We start from the raw sequence: 18083 nt of genomic DNA, 5'->3' as shown, positions 1-18083 counted from the left end.
TTACTTCAGCCTTCTGCGAATGTCGTTCAGCTTGGACGACATCGTTCTGTAGAACTGATAGATGTCTTCTCCGTTAGCCAGCTCTACCCGCTCGTATTCGAGACGATCACGCGATTCCATGAACAGCGCAGCCAGATCATCCAGCTTTGTCAGCAATGGGGTGATATCCTCAGAGGCTGTAAGATCGTTATCACGGCGGGAGGCTTTGCGCAGCAATGTACTGCGATCCTTCTCCGCCAGACCGCGGAAGTTGCCAAACACTTCATACTCGGCAAAGTTACGGCTCTTCATCAGGTTTGCGAACGGCTCCCATGCGTCTTCTTCCGGGTCACGGTCATAAACATAGAGCGCACCTTTTTTGACGATGGTATCGGTATATAACGCTTCGATGAAGCGGTCATACCACTGCTCTTCGTCCTGGTACTGGACAAGAATGCCTTCGAGTTCGGCGACTTTGGCCGAGATGGCATTCATCTTCGCCAGTTCCTCACGGACACGTGCGATCAGCTGCGGAGAGCGTACCAGGTTTTCTTTGGCCATATCTTCATTAATACTGCCGAAAATATCCTTAACGCCTACACGCGGCAACCCTTCGGATTGCAGACGTTTCAGCTCAATCACGGCCCGCTTCACTTCGCCGAGGTTCGGCGTGGTGGACGTCAGACGCATGTCGTAGGCTCCCAGTTTGGCAGACAAATCAAATGCTTCTGTTGTTACAATCGCATACCGGTTACTTGTATTTTCATCAATGGATTTGGCTATTACGATGTTGTATCCAAGCGCCTGCTCGAATTCACTACGTACACGGGCGTTATACTGCTTCACGCGGGCGTTCTCGTACACATCTCCCCATGATTTCTCCGGAATAGGAGACGGCAGATAGGTCCAGTTGTTTTTCTCCGTTTGCACCAAGTGACGACCAATGCCTTCTTTGTCCAAAATGGTACGTTCATAACTTTCCTCATATACTTTGAGCGGTGTATACACAAAGAGTGGTACCCCGTTGCGGGTGTTCAGCCAGAAAATCCGGTTACGCACTTCACTTTCCTTGACGGTAAAATGAGATTTGCCCACTGCATTGTTCTGATAATTGCGAATCCCTTTCAGAATGCCTGGCGCCTGTGCCGGTACCGATACAAATCCCCATGAAGGGAAATGCAGACTGCCCGTACTGTTGCTCAGATTGAACACTGGAACGGCCTCATCATCCAGCTTGCCAGCAATGAAACGTTCCACAAATTTCTCAACCGACTCATCCTGACCGTATTTGATTACCAGGAAATCTTCCATGGATCGCGTAATCAGATCACCGAATTTCTCACTCAGGAAGTCGGAGATGGAGCTGACGATATCAATCTCGTTTTCTTTCACCCACTGGCTGGAGTTTTCCAGCAATTCACGAGAGAAATCACGGATCAGATCATCTGTATCACGCTTATCTAACAGCCCGTCCACCACACTGACAATATCCGGTACACTTACAACGTTCCAGTAATATGTTTTGTTGCCTTTGTGATCGGCTTGTTCTTCACCGCGTGTCAGCAAATCACCATTCTTGGCGAATATCGAGCTAAGAGCGTTCAGCGTTTCGGTAAATACATTATAAATGCGGCTGTTTTCCTGGTTCAGCAACTCATACAGATCTTCATAGAACTCGATCATCTGATCGTTACGTTCCACGTCAGCGTGCAGCCAGTACTCATGAATTTTTGCTTCAATATAAGCATTCTTTTTCTTCTCTTTGGAGACAAAAGCACTCTTCGCATCGCCCAGCTTCTCTTCGGACTGCTCCTGAGCTGCTTCAATATCACGTGGAATGCGGAAGGCATTCTCACGCAGCGTTTCGATGTACGACTGAATCATCTTCAGTACACAGAAACCTTTTTCCGTATAAATTAGACGAGAGACATAGAACGGACCTTGTTCGGGATGTAAAAACATACGCCGGATCTGTTCGGTGAACTGACCGGCAATCTCGCCTGGCAGTTGTTTCTTCGCCTTGATATATTCTTCACGGGCACGCGCCAGGAAGTTCTGTTCCAGTTCGGTGTCCATATTCACAACCTGTGATTTCACCACGTTGCCATAGGATAAACGCTCACTGTTCTGATAACCAGGCAGCGGCTCTGGCACGCGCGCTTCGAAGGACTTGACCACACTTTCGAGATCAATGCCCAGCTTGCGGGCAAACTTCTCGGTATCCTCCTGGTTCGGTGCTTTGGAGAACATGGTGTTCATTTTATCGAACATGCGATACGCCAGATACGTGGTCATCTCTTCAATTGGCAGTACAGCTGAAGAGGCACCGATGATGTTGTAATCATAGTTAGCCGGGTACACCTTGTTCATCTGTGCAATGTTGGTGCGAATGTTGCTGATATAGTCATGGATCGCAAACTCCTCACCCGACTGCTTCTCCTCACTTGCCATGAAGTTGGTAATGTTCTCGGCCGTGACGTTCATGCAGTAATCGTAGGCGTTCTCCAGTAATTTGCCTTCGGTGTTCGTCGCAGAGATTAGGTGACACAGGTTAAATGGCGGCAGTGGTGAGTTAACGGTTAAAATATTGCCGTACTTCTGTGTAAACCGCTCACCGCGGCTATCCACGTTCATCCAGTAATCCAGCTCTTTGAGCGCAGCATATCCGTTCTTACGAATGTATTCGCGAGTGTGTTCGCTCAAGCTTTTGTTGGACAGGTTCACGTCTGGCGTGAACAGATACCCCAGCGTATTGACACGGTCAATCCCGGCAGAGCCGTGATCACGTTCGATAATGCCGCGTACGATATAGGAAATATCGAGGAAACAGCCGCTGCCTGTACCGCCGGACAGACCTGTCAGCAGGAACACCATCAGTTTTTTGTTGGTGCCTACCGATAAGGTTTTGATCTTTTTGTCGATGGCCTGTACGACCTGATTAATCTTCGTGAACAGGAGCAGACGTCCAGCCTGACGCACCCCTGCGGCGCCGTTCATGCCATCCGTGATGCTCAGTTCGGGAGACAGCCAGTCCGTAATATACGGTTCCAGCACGCTGCGGTTTTGTAGAAGTCCGCCGATTTCGGCATTGGATAGCAATACGAATTCATTAATCGGATCAAGTCCGATTCCTTTATACTTTTTGGCACGATCCTGTTCGTTTGTCTCAAAAGCCAGAAACTCCACATTGTCCGGCTTGTCCATTTTTTTCTTGGATACCGGGTCCTGTGGCAGCTTGAAACGACGGTTAATCTGATATTTGAGACGCAGCAGTGCGTCAATTCCCGTTCCCCCCAGGCCAATAATCAGAATGGGGTTATCAATCGTATCAACTCTGATCTTCTCACTGACAATACCTCCGCCAAGTGATACATCCAGTTGCTGAATATGTTCTCTAACAATCGGTTTCATTCTATGTCCTCCCTTTAGTTAGACCAGTTGGGCACAAACTCATTACACTTGCCACTCCGATGACAGAGTAACCTTCAGATCGCTGTTATCCTCAGATTTTTTTGGTTCCCTTTTACAAAGTGAAAATCCGGGGATAGCGTATGCTTCCGATGTAGCTTTCTTTCAGAAAGCTTTTAGGCGAACGCTTCCGCTTCTTCACGTTATTTCTGTCCTCTGCGTTCTCGTGTAAACAGTTGGTCCCAAATTTTATTGGCATCCTTTTAAACTAAACAATCAACTTAAATCAAATAATCCTTCACACCAGATATTCAATTAAAATGGTCTTGTCCGCCTGTTGCAGCGGGATGCTCAGTCGGTCACCGTTCTTCAGTTCAACGCCTGAGCTTGCATCAACTGCACGACCGGATTTCTCCAGCGTACCGCCTGCGGTGTTACGGACTATAATTCGATCCCCATTGCTGGGCGTAAATACGTATTTTTCGGTTTCCTTCAGCTCAGGGTCCAGTTGCAACAACTGATGCAGATGGAATCTGCCGCGGAAAGATACCAGCTTTTTATATTGCGGATATGACTTATCTCCCGTGTTCTCATCACGAATCTCCACGACCATCTGACCTACAAATCCCCGGTTTTTGCGTTTCAGCCAGCCCATCAGGAACCAGGCACCAACACAAACCACGATCAGGGCTATAACACCCAGGATGACAGGCAACCAAGGAAACGACTTGTCCTGTTCACCGCCTGACGTTGTTGGTTGAGTCCCACTTCCGGTTGCTCCGCTCGCGTTGATCGCAATTGGCGCACTTTCACGGTAGAAGCTGTCTTCTTCCGCACGGATGATCAATTCATAATTATGATTGTCCGGTACTTCAAACGTTCCGGCAAAACCAGAACCTGTGTTTTCCAGCGGTTGTTCCTCGCTTTTCCCTGTATCTACATCTTTCACAACCAGCGTGGCCTTCATATCTGTATACAGATCATTATCCTGAAGTGGCTGACCACCATTCTCCAGTTTGGCTGCTAGATCAACCTTATCCCCTTTGGTATAGGACTTGGTCTTAATTGGGTCCACAACGAGCTGAAGATCATAGTTGAACAACAGGTTGATATCGATGCTGTCTTTCGGAGCCCCTTTTACCCGAAGTTTCCAGTCTCCCTCTTGGGGTTTCAACAGCTTCACGAGTGAATAACTCTTCGACGTTGAGAGCTTTGCTGCGTCTGAGTTCAGGTCCACAGCTTGTCCGGAAGGGTCTGTCAATTGTACTTCCACCGGCTTCGAGGACATGATCGAAATGTTTGCTTCTAGCACACTGTCGTTTGGCACGTTCACGGTAACTTCCTGATAACTGCCGTTTCCCGTTACAGAGGGCAGCTTCACCACATTCAGTTTGGCATGATCGGCGAAGATCTCACTCAAAATCTGTGGCAGATCATCCGGCGTATCGGTAATGAATGACTTGCCTCCGGTCTGCTTGGCCAGGTCTGCAAGTGCATCCTTGTTCAGCTTGCCATCGGCGTTCAGTCCAATCGTATATACCGGGATACCCTGATCCTGTGCTTCCTTCACGGATTTTGCCAGATCAGCGTCGGATTGTGCCTGTGTACGGCCTTTGGTTTTGTTAAAGTCATTGTTACCATCCGCCAGCAGCACGATCATTGGCGAGTGGGATGGGTCTGCACCATGATTCAGTATGTTCACAGCTTCGGCGACACCAACTGAGACGTCGGTATATGGCCCCCGGCCGAGCTGATCAATAAAATCCTTCAGGCTGCTCTTGTCCGCATCGGACTGAATCTCCAGCATAGCCTTTTCCCGCTCCACCTGATCGGTATAAGCGACAATCCCTACCTTGTCCCCCTGGACTGGCAGCATATCAATAAACATTTTCATGGCTTCATTACTGATCTTGTCACGGTCACTTGTATTCATTGAGTTACTTACATCGGCTACAAGCACCGCATCGATTCCGCTTGTCTGTGCCTGAGCCGCTGCAGCTTGTGGCAGCAACGCTTGAGGTAGCAGTAGCGTTAGAATTGCCAGCAGAACCATCGTTCCGCTGAGCCAGCGTATTTTGCGTGTCCGCAGCATTGGGTGTACTCCTTCACGTTTGAGATTAAAATGGGAATAGTTTATTATAGGCGTCAAGCCTTAAGGAAATCTTAACAGTCTACTAATAAATTCTGAAAAGCACCCCTATCTTGAGTTACAGTTTTGTAATGACTGACAAAAATCGACGATTTCACGCCTGTAACTGGCACAAAAGTACCAACTATGGAAATATGATATAGTTATTGCCAGCAAACTGCAATATAACAGCGCTTGTTTACCAAGCCATAGAAGGGAACGGATTATGGTTACATACGGATGCCTCGCCATATTGTTTCTTTTTGTCATCATAAAGGTAATTGCACTGCAGCTTCATCGGCGGAAACCAATCTCCCGCGAAGACACGGATCGTACCCTCTACACTATTCTGAATGGTGAGCGTGATTGAGCATGAGTACTAAACTAGTTGTATCTATACGACCATTTCAACGAACGACATATGCCTATGAAAAGTTGCAAGTCTGCTCACGTTGTGGACAGTACACCTGCCTGTGGGAAGATGAGTGCACGGCCTGTGGCCGTGGTACCCTCAATTCCGTTCAGGCGAAGGCAACTTCCCGTGTGAAACGTAGGATTGCACGCGACCTGTTCATTACCATATTGTTCGGTGCAGGTGCCACCTATTTCGGTGAGACCATTGATCAGACCATGGCGGCAGCCAGCGTTTCCCTGCTGCTTCTGGCCTTACTGATCTTCATGCAGAAACGTTCGTTCGAGGTAGAGCAGCAGCGCGAGTTGAAGCGCACGTTGCAACAGGATGAGGAACTCATCCGCCAGGGTATTAACCGCAACTGGGCTCTGGTCGCCGAAGCTCGAAAGCAGGATGAAGCACTTGCCTATGAGATGCTCCGCGAGATCGGCTCCCTCGTCTACAATGACCGGATTCGACTGCAACAGGTTGCGCTGTTACAATCCTTTGTCCTGCGCAGTGATATGGATCTGCAACTCAAGCCCTTGCTGTTACGCAGCTTTGAACGGCTGCTCGCTGAATATATCGGTGAGATTGCGCGGCTTAAGCCGGACTTGATCCGTGAAGATGCGATTCGTTATATCGCGACCTATGAAGTGAACATTTTACAGCTTCACAATGGAATTCAGATACTTACAGCCGTAGCTGCTGCTGCCGTGCGCAAGAGCAAATATATTGAGTTATTCCCTAGTCTTATTACCCGCTACGCCCGCTTTATGCCCAAGGATCGCTTCATGCGGCTCTATCACACGATTGAACGCTATCCAAGCAAGGCACGCGGGGGTCTGGCAGAGTCGGTAGGCCGGGTGTATAACGAGAAATATCGGGATCAATACGCAGATGTTCAGCTGTAGAGATGATATATTGAGAAAGAAAAACGTAATTTAGTGCAAACTCACTCCTTGTATATAGACGAATGCAATTTCATCCATCCCTGCACACGCGTCAGCACCACAGATCGAAGGTTATGATTCTAATGATATAAGAATTAATCCAAAAACACCCCATCCTTAGGTCTAGGATGAGGTGTTTTGAAGTTTATGGCAGTCTGCCAAGTGCTATGCGAAGGACACGGACAGAAAGAAAAACTAGATGGGGAATACCTAAATGGCATCTTCCATGGATCAAACAGGCGCGCAAACAGGCACTCGCAGACGACAAAAACAATAAGCGCAAATGATCATCTGTCCTAGTGAAAAAGGGCCGCGACGTGGTTCCGTCGCGACCCTTGATCTGAGGGTTCGGTACATCTGTACCCGAACCCTCTCATATGTGCCATGCCAAACCCTGTGGCATGGCATAGTGCCTGCGCAATTGCGGCTATATCGCCGCTTGCGCCAAGGCTTTACCGTCCGCGACGAGAATCGCGACGGTCGCCCTTCGACGGTCCGCGTCCTGCGGATTCCGGACGGCGAGAGCCTTCGCTGCTGCGCCCGGAGGTGCGCTTGTCGGCGCTACGGCCAGCCCAGCCGCTGCTAGCTGCACCGCGTCCGCCTTGGCCCGCTGCACCGCGACTGCTTTCGCTGCTGCGTGCAGAACCACGACCTGCGCTGCGCTCATCGCCACTGCGACCTGCACCGCGTCCACCTTGACCCGCTGCACCACGACTGCTGTCGCTGCTGCGGCCACCGCTACGACCACCACTGCGTCCGCCTTCACTGCGTCCACCTTCGCCGCCGCGGGAACCACGACCCCCACGTCCGCCATCTCTGCGATCGTTACGGCCTGCACCGCGACGGGCACTGCCAGTTCCGGAAGAGCGTCCGCCTGAACGTTCGTCATCACCCTGACTATTAATGGAACGTCTAGCTGCTCCAGTCGAAGCAATTGGACCTTCGCTTGTCCACTGGATACGGGACAGCTTCTGGTCAATACCTTGTTCAATACGTGCAAGTTCCGGTCTGTCGTGCTCTGTTGCAAACGTTACAGCAAGACCTGTACCGCCTGCACGGCCTGTACGACCAATCCGGTGGATATAACTTTCCGCATCATGCGGCATATCGTAGTTAAATACATGCGTTACACCTTCAACATCAAGTCCACGTGCAGCTACATCTGTAGCAACGAGCACTTGCAGTTTGGCATCGCGGAACGCTTTCATTACGTTCTCACGCTTGGATTGGGACAGATCTCCATGAAGTTCATCACTTGCATAACCTGCTTCACGCAGATCTTGGTTAAGCTTGGATGCACGACGCTTGGTCCGGCAGAAAATAATTGCCAAGTATGGGCGATACGTATCAATCATGCCGCGAAGCGCTTCTAATTTACCGCGATCGGTGCATTCCAGCACTTGCTGGCGAATCTGTTTGATCGGAATAACAGATTGAGAGGATACTTTTACATCTTCCGGATCTTTCATGTAGGTCTTCGCCAGGTTGCGAATGCCCTTTGGCATCGTTGCTGAGAACAGCATTGTCTGACGTTTATGTGGCAGCTCACTAAGAATCGTTTCCACATCATCCAGAAAGCCCATGTGCAACATTTGGTCGGCTTCATCCAACACCAGTTTTTTCACATTATCCAGCTTCAACGTGCCACGGCGCAGGTGATCCAGGAGACGACCTGGTGTACCAATAACGATCTGGGTACCGTTCTGCAATTTACGCAGTTGCTTGTCCACATCCTGCCCGCCGTATACGGCAAGCACGTGCAGTTTATCGTCGTTTGCCGTGAGCTTCTTCGCTTCTTCCGTAATTTGCAGCGCAAGCTCACGCGTAGGCGCGATAATCAACGCTTGCGGCGAACGGTCGGATACGTTAATTTTCTGAATAATCGGCAGCAAAAACGCCAGTGTTTTCCCTGTTCCTGTCTGTGCCTCAGCGATAATATCGCGTCCACCCAGCAGTACCGGAATCGAACGCTCCTGTACCGGAGTCGGCACGGCGATGCCCTGATGTTTCAGGATCTCGCACCATTCCGGGCGAATGCCCAGTTGTTCAAAGTTTGCCAATCGTTACACCTCTGTATATTCATTTAGATAAGTCCATTTCATAATGACTTCTGTATCAGTATCTGCCATCAAGACTAGTTTTCCTTATATCAATCATGATTATGAAATGAATTTTTTAAAAAGCAATCCACTCGTTGCTCTTCTTCTCCATACCCTGTAGTTTACACGTTAGTCAAGCAAAACAAAAGGGGATACAGCGTTACACCCCTAACTTGTAGCACAAAATTCCAAGATCAGTGTAACTTGTATCGACCAGGTGAGTTTGAGGATGGTTTTGACAGTAACTATAGGAGCCCCTTTGAAAATGAAGATGAGTGGAACAACCTAAAGTGCCAGCTAACTCGAAGTATCACTCTGACTCTATGAATGGGATTGAGATTTCTAGCGGTTAGAAAATAGCTCTTACGATGAAACTTCCTATGCACCACTAATTCTAACGAATCCAGGACACCCTATTACGCCAATTAGAGCGGTTTGGATTTTCTAACGAACTCCAGTCACCTTATTACTCGGAAATACACGCGAAACATCATCAGTATGGGTGGAATCAGCAAAATAAGATGTCTGAGATTCGTTTAAATAACGAAAACATGAAATACCCCCATATAAGACGCGCCAGGTTCGTTAGAGTTTACACACACTCTAGTAAAAAAAACAACGACGCCCTCTCCCCCATTTACATTAGGGAAAAAGTGCGCCGCTGATAAAAAGTATCTTTATATGTTAACTACTACATAGGGCTGTCACATCTCTGCTCACCACTAGTTTAGGACAGTAGCCTTCATAACTTCATTACTTGTTTAGATCCTTAATTCCAGATTTACTAAACCGTTCATTTTTTCACCTTGTCTGCGTAACTACGTTTCGACATTGCACCTTTGTACAACAACCCTCGTTGCAACCAAGTTACGAACCGTGCCCTCCAACTGTCGCAAATCCACTCCGTTCAAGAATGCGAGTGCTCTCTTCGTTTAAACCACGCAGGTGCACGGTTTTGCCTAGCTTCGCGTATTTGAACTTCACTTTGCCGATAGCCACAACCGCAGTATTGTCCCAGATATGTGACCCTCCGAAATCAATCGTGATCTCCTTCGGATCGGCTTCCGCATTGAACTCATCCACGAAGCGGGACGAAGAACCAAAGAAGAATGGTCCGTGAACCCTGTATACTTTCTGCCCTTGTTCCTGGCTCGCCTGTACGCGGATCTTGGTCTGTTTCCAGCCAAAATGCAGCACACTGAGCACAACGCCAACCATAACCCCGATCGACAGATCGTGGGTATAGACCACAATCGCCACCGTCACGATCATGACAAAGGCTTCCGCGCGCGGCACGCGAGTTATATTTTTGATAGAACTCCAGTCGAATGTTCCGATACACACCATAAACATTACACCGACGAGCGCCCCCATCGGTACCTGTTTCACCACACCGCTAAATAACAGCAACAGGATTGCCAGAAACGCACCCGCAGTAAACGTAGACAATCTTCCACGTCCGCCAGACTTCACATTAATGACCGACTGCCCAATCATCGCACAGCCGCCCATGCCGCCAAACAAACCGTTCACAAAATTTGCGATACCCTGACCACGCACTTCGCGGTTCTTGCTGCTCTTGGTCTCGGTCATCTCATCCACGATGGTTGCGGTCAGCAGGGATTCCAGCAAACCAACCAGTGCCATGGTGAATGAATAAGGCAGCAGAATCATTATCGTGTCCCAAGTCCATGCAATATTCGGCAAGTGGAACATCGGCAGAGTACTCGTTATATTCCCCATGTCGCCGACCGTTCTTACGTCCAGATGAAACACCAAGGTAATAATCGTCATCACGATGATTGCAATCAGTGGAGCTGGAACGCCTTTGAAAAACCGCGGTAAAATATAAACGATCGCTAACGTGCCCGCCACCATCGCATACATGATCCAGTTCGCTCCCGTGAAGTGGGTTAACTGCGCCATAAAGATCAGGATAGCCAGTGCATTCACGAATCCGGTCAGTACCGAATGAGGCACAAACGTAATAAATCGCCCAACCTTAAATATGCCAAGCAGAAACTGAATAATGCCCGTCAAAATCGTAGCTGCAAAAAGATATTCCACGCCATAATCCTTGACGAGTCCAACCATCAGTACCGCCATGGCACCGGTTGCCGCCGAGATCATGCCTGGTCTTCCACCAGCAATCGAGATCACAATCGCAATTGTAATCGAAGCGTATAATCCGACCATCGGATCGACACCTGCAATGATGGAGAACGCAATGGCTTCCGGAATTAACGCCAGCGCTACCGTAATGCCTGCCAGCACGTCTCCGCGAATGTTGCTAAACCATTGTTGTTTTAAAGTATTCATATGTTCTTGCCGTTCCTCCTACGTGTATTCCTTATAATGGACAATTCTACTGAAGAGTAACGGAAGCCGTTCACACTAACCAACTACCCAGGACAGCACAAAACAACGGAATCCTCTCCGCATCATTCGCCTATGCTCCTGCCTGAATTGCATCATTCTTCACCATCCGTATAGCCTTGACGGGTTAATGTGCATTCACATTTTTTCCGTTCCAGTGTGTACCGCTGGTGTTCCATTACTGCCTCAGTTGCCTTACTTTCTGCGACATCAGGAGCTGATCCTGACGCCCATAGGTTTTCCCCTCTCAGAAAAACCGGGTCCGTTAATGTACTGACCTATTATTATAGTCACAGGACTGGATATGTACTAATACAGTAAGGGCGAAAAAACAGAACCTTTTCTTCTATTATCTTAATCTTTCTATAATTTACTCACCAATTCTCTATTCACAAAAAATAACCCGCAAAGATCCTTTGAAGAAAGTCTCTTTACGGGTATTCTTGTGATGTAATGCTGTTGCTAGAACCTTCCCGATTTGAATATTGAATAGAGCAGGAAAGCCACCATCAAAATCGCCACCAGGAAACCAATCTCAATGACCGGAATATCCCACAGCATCGTGGATTGATGACTGATGGACGAACCGATAATCAAGCCCACCATGATGATACAAAAAGCGAGTAATACGATACTGAAAGACAGCCGATTACTAATCTGGTCCATTCTACGCATGAGTGCGTCCAGTTCAGGGACACTGATCTCCAGCCTCAGCTTGCCTTTGCTAATAATGGATGATAACTGCCTTAACTGCCCTGGCAGACCAATGACACTTTCGGCCATATCGGCCGCACTTCGGAACAACCGATTCTTGATTCTTCCAGCGCTAAAACGTTCCTTGATCAGCTTCCGCCCAAAGGGTTCGGCCATATCTACAATGCTCAATGAAGGATCGAGATGTTCGATTACACCTTCCATCGTCAGCAACGATTTACCGAGCAGCAGAATATCGGCAGGCATGACAACCCGGTGCCTCTGGGCTACGCCGAACAAGTCATTTAACGCCTGACCCACACTAATCTTGGAAAAGGGAATATCGTAATATTTGCTACGCAACTTGTCCAAATCCACATGAAGACCACGCAGGTCCATGTCATCTGGCATCATGCCAAGTTTCTCAATTGCCCGGATCATACTGTCCGTATCTTTGCGCATTAACCCAATAATAAGCGAGGCAAGCTGCTGTTTCATCTCATCGCTCAGACTGCCCACCATACCAAAGTCTATAAAGGCAAGACGTCCATCCTTCAATACCATCAGGTTACCCGGATGTGGGTCAGCGTGAAAGAATCCATGAATAAAGATCTGATTCAATAATGAGTCCACTAGCCGCTCAGCAATATTGTTCAGATCATGGCCGCGTCTGACCAGTTCTTCACGATCATTGAGTTTGATACCTTCGATATACTCCATAGTGAGCACACGTGACGACGTCTGGTCCCAGTAAATTGTCGGGATTTTCACCTTGTTGTCCTGTTGGTATTGCTGTGCAATCTTTTCCGTATTCCGGCCTTCGACCGTATAATCCAGCTCAGCCATCAATGCCTGGGCATATTCTTCTACCATTTGCGGAATTTGATATTGCTTCACCCAATCCCAGCGCTTCTCGGCCATGGCTGTCAGTTCACGCAAAATATCCAGGTCACGCTGCACAATACGCGATATACCCGGCCGCTGAATCTTGATGGCTACCGATTCACCGCTTCGAAGTTTGCCCAGATGCACCTGTCCAATGCTGGCCGCAGCTACAGGGGTATCCTCGAACCGGGAAAAGATCTCCTCCAGCGGTGTATCCAATTCCTGTTCCAAAATACCCCGTGCCGTCTCGGAAGAGAACGGCGGGACCTGATCCTGCAACTTCACCAATTCACGAATGACAGACTCAGGCAATAGATCTGCCCTTGTGCTTGCGAGTTGCCCCAGCTTGACGAAAGCTGGCCCCAGCTCCTGCAGCACAAGCCTGATGCGTTCACTCAGCGTTTTGGTGGTATGTGCTTCACGCGACATCCACCGTCTGGGCAGAGCCAGCAACTGGAACAATCCCAGCTCCTCGACCATATAACCGAAGCCATGACGCACAAGCGCCATGGCAATTTCACGGTATCTGCCGACATGTTTGATTCGCACTGCCATCTACTCGATCTCGTTTCCTTTGAGAGGAGGAGGAACTTCAAGTGGAGCTGGGGATTCATCAGGTTGAAGCTGTGGTGAGTGGCCCAGTTCGGCAAGTTTTTTCTCCAGAACGGCAACGCGCTGTTCCAGACTGGTTACATCGCTTTCGGATGCCACACCAGCTTCCTGAAGCACACGCTTGACCTGTTCCTGAATCATTCTCTTGAACTGGCCTTGCTCTTCATCGCCCCGTTCCAACAGGCGTTCAACCAAAGCTTTGGATTCACCGGGCGCAAGTTCCCCGCGCTTGACCAAATCATCCACGGTTTTCTCAATTTTTTCTTTGCTTACGACAGTAAGACCAAGCCCTAACGAGATCGCCTTTTTGAACAAATCGCTCATTTTTGTCATCCTCCTCTTCGTTGATCTCTATATTATACCCCTTACACTCCGCATGCAAAAATGTCAGTCCGATCAGACGTAACGTGCAGCCCATTTGCCTGCTTGCAGGAGTAACTTGCGGTATGTTTCGTGTGCAAAAGACGGTACATGGTGACCCGGCATCAAATAAACAATACGTCCAACACCATATCGATGAGCCCATACCGCAGGCTTTGGTCCATCTTCGGATTGATATTCCAGCAATATTTTCGTTTCGGCAAAAGAACCAAATTCGAACTGATACGGCTCTTCTTCCATTGTGAAATTCGAAATGCCCTCCGTCACGGGATGGCTTTCCTCCGTTACAGTGAATTCAAGTGGTGCATACGCCGGATGATGCAGGAACTTGGCACCGATCATCTGTTTGAGTTCATAACGATTTTGAAGCGAAATGCCGTTATGTATAATGACCAGTCCACCTCCATTACTTACATAGGACAACAAACCTGCTGTCTGCTGTGGAGAGACTTTCCCCTTCCAATCGTCCATGTATGAGATACATACATCAAACCCGGTTATATTTTCTTGCAGCAGCATATTCCGATTCTCACTGCACTGCACAGTCATAGTATCATGGAAAATTCGGCTAATCTCCGCATCCACACCTTGAAGCGGGTGCCAATCCGGATGTGTATAATCGCCAAGTAGTAATGCTTTTTTACGATGATCCATTCAATCAATCTCCTTTCTTGTTCACCTCACTGTATCAATCAACTACCAGGGGAGCTTCTCGCCCTTGTAGTCCACATATGCGGGTTGATCTCCTTTAAACTGTTCATGGCGGTCGATAAGTACTGCGATATGCTGTGCAGATTGCTCGGGCGTGAGATCCGCAGCAACATCCAATTCACCCCGCATATAACTCTGTACCCAACCGGGATGCACAAGCATCACTTGTCCGCCTTCATCCTTCAGACCATTGTGCACAAGACGGGCCTGCATGTTCAAAGCAGCTTTGGACATACAATAGGCAAACCACCCATCCCGACTGCATTGCTCTATACTTCCAGCCTCGGAAGAGATATCAACAATCAGCTTGACCTGTCCTTGAAGAAGGAGGGGTAACAGGGAATGAGTCACACGCAGTGTACCTAAGGTGTTCACATTAAATACTTCAGCCATCTCCGCCATATTCAACGGCCCGCGGATATGATCCGTAATACTTCCTAGTATAGCCGCATTATTGATCAGCATATCCAAATGATTCGTATCCAGCTTCAATGTCTCCGTGAACAGAGCTACCGACAGGTCGTCCGCGATATCCAGTTCGATGGCGCGCAGATGGTCCGGATATCCTTCTGCAAGCATACGAATTCCCTCGGAATCTTCCACGTCCAGACCGGCCGCATACACAAGATACCCTCTCTTCAGCATCTGTGCCGTCAAAGCCAATCCCAATCCTCGGGCAGCTCCCGTTACACATACGGTTCTCATCATGATGTCCCTCCCTCGCATAATGATTCTGTCTTTTATTCATTCCACATATTCATCTGAAAACCTTTAATTCAGAATGGGATCGCCAACTTCACGACCAAAGACTCAGGAGGTAAAAGTGAGATTAGAGCCATTTTGCTTATTGAATTCAGCTATCTATTCAAGCTATAAATAGCTGCTATTATCTCTGTATATATCGCTCCTGCCGATAGGCTAAACAATGTTCCACCCATCTTCGAGCGGCTGCTGGGTAAGAGCCCAGATGAACGTGCGTATACCCCGCCACGATGCTTCCTGCGGCATATCCCTCTTGCTTCAAGCCACGTAACCCCTTGGTCTCATACGCATAAGGGATCGTTTCTTCATCACGATAGGTCATTGTCGAATAATGAAATTCATGACCCCTAAGTGCTTCACCCTTTTTCAGCAAAAAGGAATCCCGAACGCTACTTGCTTCACGGTAGCCAAGCGCAGCGCGCTTCTTCTGCATCTGCACCTGTGCGGGGATAATGCCCGCCATGTCGAAAGTAGCGCCCTCACGGTCGGTCAACGTTTCCCCGAGCACCATGTAACCACCACACTCGGCAAATAAAGGCATGTTGGATTGTGCCGCCTGTCGAATTCCTTCCAAGAACCCTTGGTTATCGGCAATCTCCGCTGCAAACTCCTCGGGAAACCCACCGCCCAAATAGACGCCATCCACATCTGTTGGAATGCTTTCGCCAGCGAGCGGACTGAAGTAATGTAATCGAGCCCCGGCCGCTTCGAGCAATTCCAGATTATCGGGATAATAGAAATTAAATGCCGCATCGCGCGCAACGGCTATAACAGGCTGTACCGCATATGATACATGTCGATTATTAACGTGGATCACTGAATTGGAATGTGGATCGTAATTCGAACCTGGTTCAGTATTAGCTGAATCTATGTGGGTAGTAGTCGCAGGACTCACTTTTTCTGCATTCAAAGGCGGGGCGCTTGCTGCCAGCTCCAGCAGAAGATCCAGATCGGTGCCTTCCATTAACACATCGGCAGCCCGCTGAAATAATGGTTCCAGTTCACCGCGCTCAATAGCAGGCACTAGTCCCAGATGTCTCTCCGGGATGGACATGTCCTCGTCACGCTTCAGCCAGCCAACCACCGGAATGCCGCACATCTGCTCAATGGCTTTTTTCACAATCGTATAATGACCCGCACTTCCGCACCGGTTGACGATCACTCCGGCAATATTTAATTCAGGCTCCAATTGTTGAAACCCCAGTACAATTGCGGCCGCACTGCGAGCCATGCTGCGTACATCCACAACCAGGATGACAGGGGTCTGCGTGACCAGAGCAATCTCTGCAGTTGAGCCTGTATGCTGAGTGGATCTTTGCCATCATAGAGGCCCATAACGCCTTCTATAATGGAAATATCATGCCCCGCCGATGCCTTCTCGAACGTATCTCTCACATACTCAGGCGATGTCATCCATGCATCCAGATTACGTGACGGTCTGCCTGTGACAGCGGTATGGTATGTCGGATCAATATAGTCCGGGCCGCATTTGAACCCTTGTACACTTAAACCACGCTGGGCAAGTGCTCTCATCAGCCCCAGGGTTACTGTCGTTTTCCCTGCACCACTTCCGGTGCCTGCAATGATCAGTCGGGGTCTGGTGTTACGGTTTGCAATGGTCATCTTCAATTCCACCTTTTCTTGCGATTATCGAATCCTTCAGCTCCGCTGAAAACGTATAAATTCTCTAATCTAAACAAAACCGCATCATATAGCGATGCGGTTAAGATTAATGCACACTCTTTATTCATGAAGCGACGCCAAAAGCTTTTTGTCGAACTGATCTAAAAGCAGGCCACTAATCTCTAATCTTGGCCGCACGCCCTGCTGCAAAGTAACGTCCAAGCTCAACGATGAGTGCGCCCATCTTCTCTTCCTCCGGAATGACCAGTGCCTCAATACCTTCTTCACGCATGGAGTTTGCTGTAACTTTACCTACAGACGCAGGAATTACACCTTGTCTGAAGGCTGCAAGCATCGGCTCAAGCTTGTCCTGAGAGGCCGCATATTGGGTCAGAAATCTGACCTGCGGTCCACTCGTGAACGCAACGGCATCTACCTCGAACTTTAGAATTTCATTCAATAACTGTTCCAGCTCTGCCTCTTCTGGCGGGACATGGCGGTAAGGAAGCACTTGTCTGACGATTGCACCTTGTTCTTCCAACCATGCAACGAGTTTGGGAGCTGTCTCCCCATGGAGCTGCAATATAACCTTTTTCCCTGCGAGATCATGTGGGGCGAATTCTCGAATGAGTCCTTCCGTGCTACCGTCATCATCTCGTACCAGCGGTGTTAACTTGCGCTTTTTGAGTGCATTCACCGTCTTGTATCCCCTCGCTGCAATTGAGGATTCCGATAATACATCCAACAATTGGCCTGCGACATCCATATCCTCAGCCATTTCAAACAATGCATCCAATCCCATACCTGTCGTTAACACCGCCCAGTCTGGCGGGTCTGAGATCCAGGATACCAGCCCGTCCCTGATATTCCGATCATCCAGAAATACCGTTCCCTGTGCCGGTCGCACAAGCGGAATACCGCCCATTTTTTCCACCAGTATGGACATTTCTTTCGATTTTCGCGGTCCTGTCAATGCTACACGTACACCTGCCAAATGTTGAGCCATTCATGTTCCCCCCGTTAGTCCAGCCGAATGTTCATCAGTCTGACTACAGTATACAGGGTACTTCTGCGAAGGGAAA

Annotated in this window: 11 protein-coding genes and 1 pseudogene; 2 read left to right on the top strand and 10 right to left on the bottom strand. The window is 48.8% G+C overall.

All coding sequences use genetic code 11. The features are described from left to right. Together MKX68_RS13505 and MKX68_RS13500 are read right to left on the bottom strand one after the other, a co-directional pair. Positions 1-3390 carry a tubulin-like doman-containing protein gene (locus MKX68_RS13505; protein WP_340912213.1) on the bottom strand — a complete coding sequence of 1130 codons (3390 nt, stop codon included), beginning with the start codon at positions 3388-3390 and terminating at the stop codon, positions 1-3. Between the two features lie 295 nt (positions 3391-3685). Next, positions 3686-5479, bottom strand: a complete 1794-nt coding sequence (locus MKX68_RS13500) for a vWA domain-containing protein (RefSeq protein ID WP_340912210.1) — start codon at positions 5477-5479, stop codon at positions 3686-3688. Positions 5480-5741: 262 nt separating this feature from the next. On the opposite strand from MKX68_RS13500, the gene MKX68_RS13495 reads away from it, so the two are divergent. Beyond that, a complete protein-coding gene (locus MKX68_RS13495; RefSeq protein WP_167483717.1) occupies positions 5742-5885 on the top strand; it encodes a hypothetical protein in 144 nt (47 codons plus the stop codon). A 2-nt stretch (positions 5886-5887) separates the two neighbouring features. Next, on the top strand, positions 5888-6820 hold the full coding sequence (locus MKX68_RS13490) for a hypothetical protein (protein WP_340912208.1): 933 nt from the start codon (positions 5888-5890) through the stop codon (positions 6818-6820). 491 nt (positions 6821-7311) lie between these two features. Here the strand turns inward: MKX68_RS13490 and MKX68_RS13485 are convergent, their stop codons facing one another. The 8 genes and pseudogenes from MKX68_RS13485 to MKX68_RS13450 all read right to left on the bottom strand — a co-directional run bounded on the left by MKX68_RS13485 (position 7312) and on the right by MKX68_RS13450 (position 18007). Continuing rightward, positions 7312-8919, bottom strand: a complete 1608-nt coding sequence (locus MKX68_RS13485; protein ID WP_340912206.1) for a DEAD/DEAH box helicase — start codon at positions 8917-8919, stop codon at positions 7312-7314. A gap of 906 nt (positions 8920-9825) precedes the next feature. Next, entirely contained in the window at positions 9826-11277 is a 1452-nt protein-coding gene (locus MKX68_RS13480; RefSeq protein WP_340912203.1) for a SulP family inorganic anion transporter, read from the bottom strand. Positions 11278-11796: 519 nt separating this feature from the next. Continuing rightward, positions 11797-13467: an ABC1 kinase family protein gene (locus tag MKX68_RS13475; protein WP_338588880.1), complete on the bottom strand. Its 1671-nt coding sequence runs from the start codon at positions 13465-13467 to the stop codon at positions 11797-11799. Continuing rightward, positions 13468-13848, bottom strand: coding sequence for a phasin family protein (locus MKX68_RS13470; RefSeq protein ID WP_091012767.1), 381 nt, complete (start codon positions 13846-13848; stop codon positions 13468-13470). A gap of 72 nt (positions 13849-13920) precedes the next feature. Beyond that, the gene (locus MKX68_RS13465; RefSeq protein ID WP_338588883.1) at positions 13921-14559 is read right to left on the bottom strand and encodes a ThuA domain-containing protein; all 639 of its coding nucleotides are present in this window, start codon (positions 14557-14559) and stop codon (positions 13921-13923) included. Between the two features lie 42 nt (positions 14560-14601). Beyond that, complete coding sequence (locus tag MKX68_RS13460; RefSeq protein WP_338588885.1) at positions 14602-15324, bottom strand: SDR family oxidoreductase; 723 nt, start codon at positions 15322-15324, stop codon at positions 14602-14604. A gap of 178 nt (positions 15325-15502) precedes the next feature. Beyond that, positions 15503-17001: pseudogene (locus MKX68_RS13455) on the bottom strand (cobyrinate a,c-diamide synthase). Between the two features lie 175 nt (positions 17002-17176). Continuing rightward, complete coding sequence (locus MKX68_RS13450) at positions 17177-18007, bottom strand: uroporphyrinogen-III synthase (RefSeq protein ID WP_340912198.1); 831 nt, start codon at positions 18005-18007, stop codon at positions 17177-17179. Positions 18008-18083: the final 76 nt, after the last annotated feature.

The organism is Paenibacillus sp. FSL M8-0212, assembly GCF_038004645.1.
Lineage (GTDB): Bacteria > Bacillota > Bacilli > Paenibacillales > Paenibacillaceae > Paenibacillus.
This window is presented reverse-complemented; position numbering and strand designations above follow the sequence as displayed.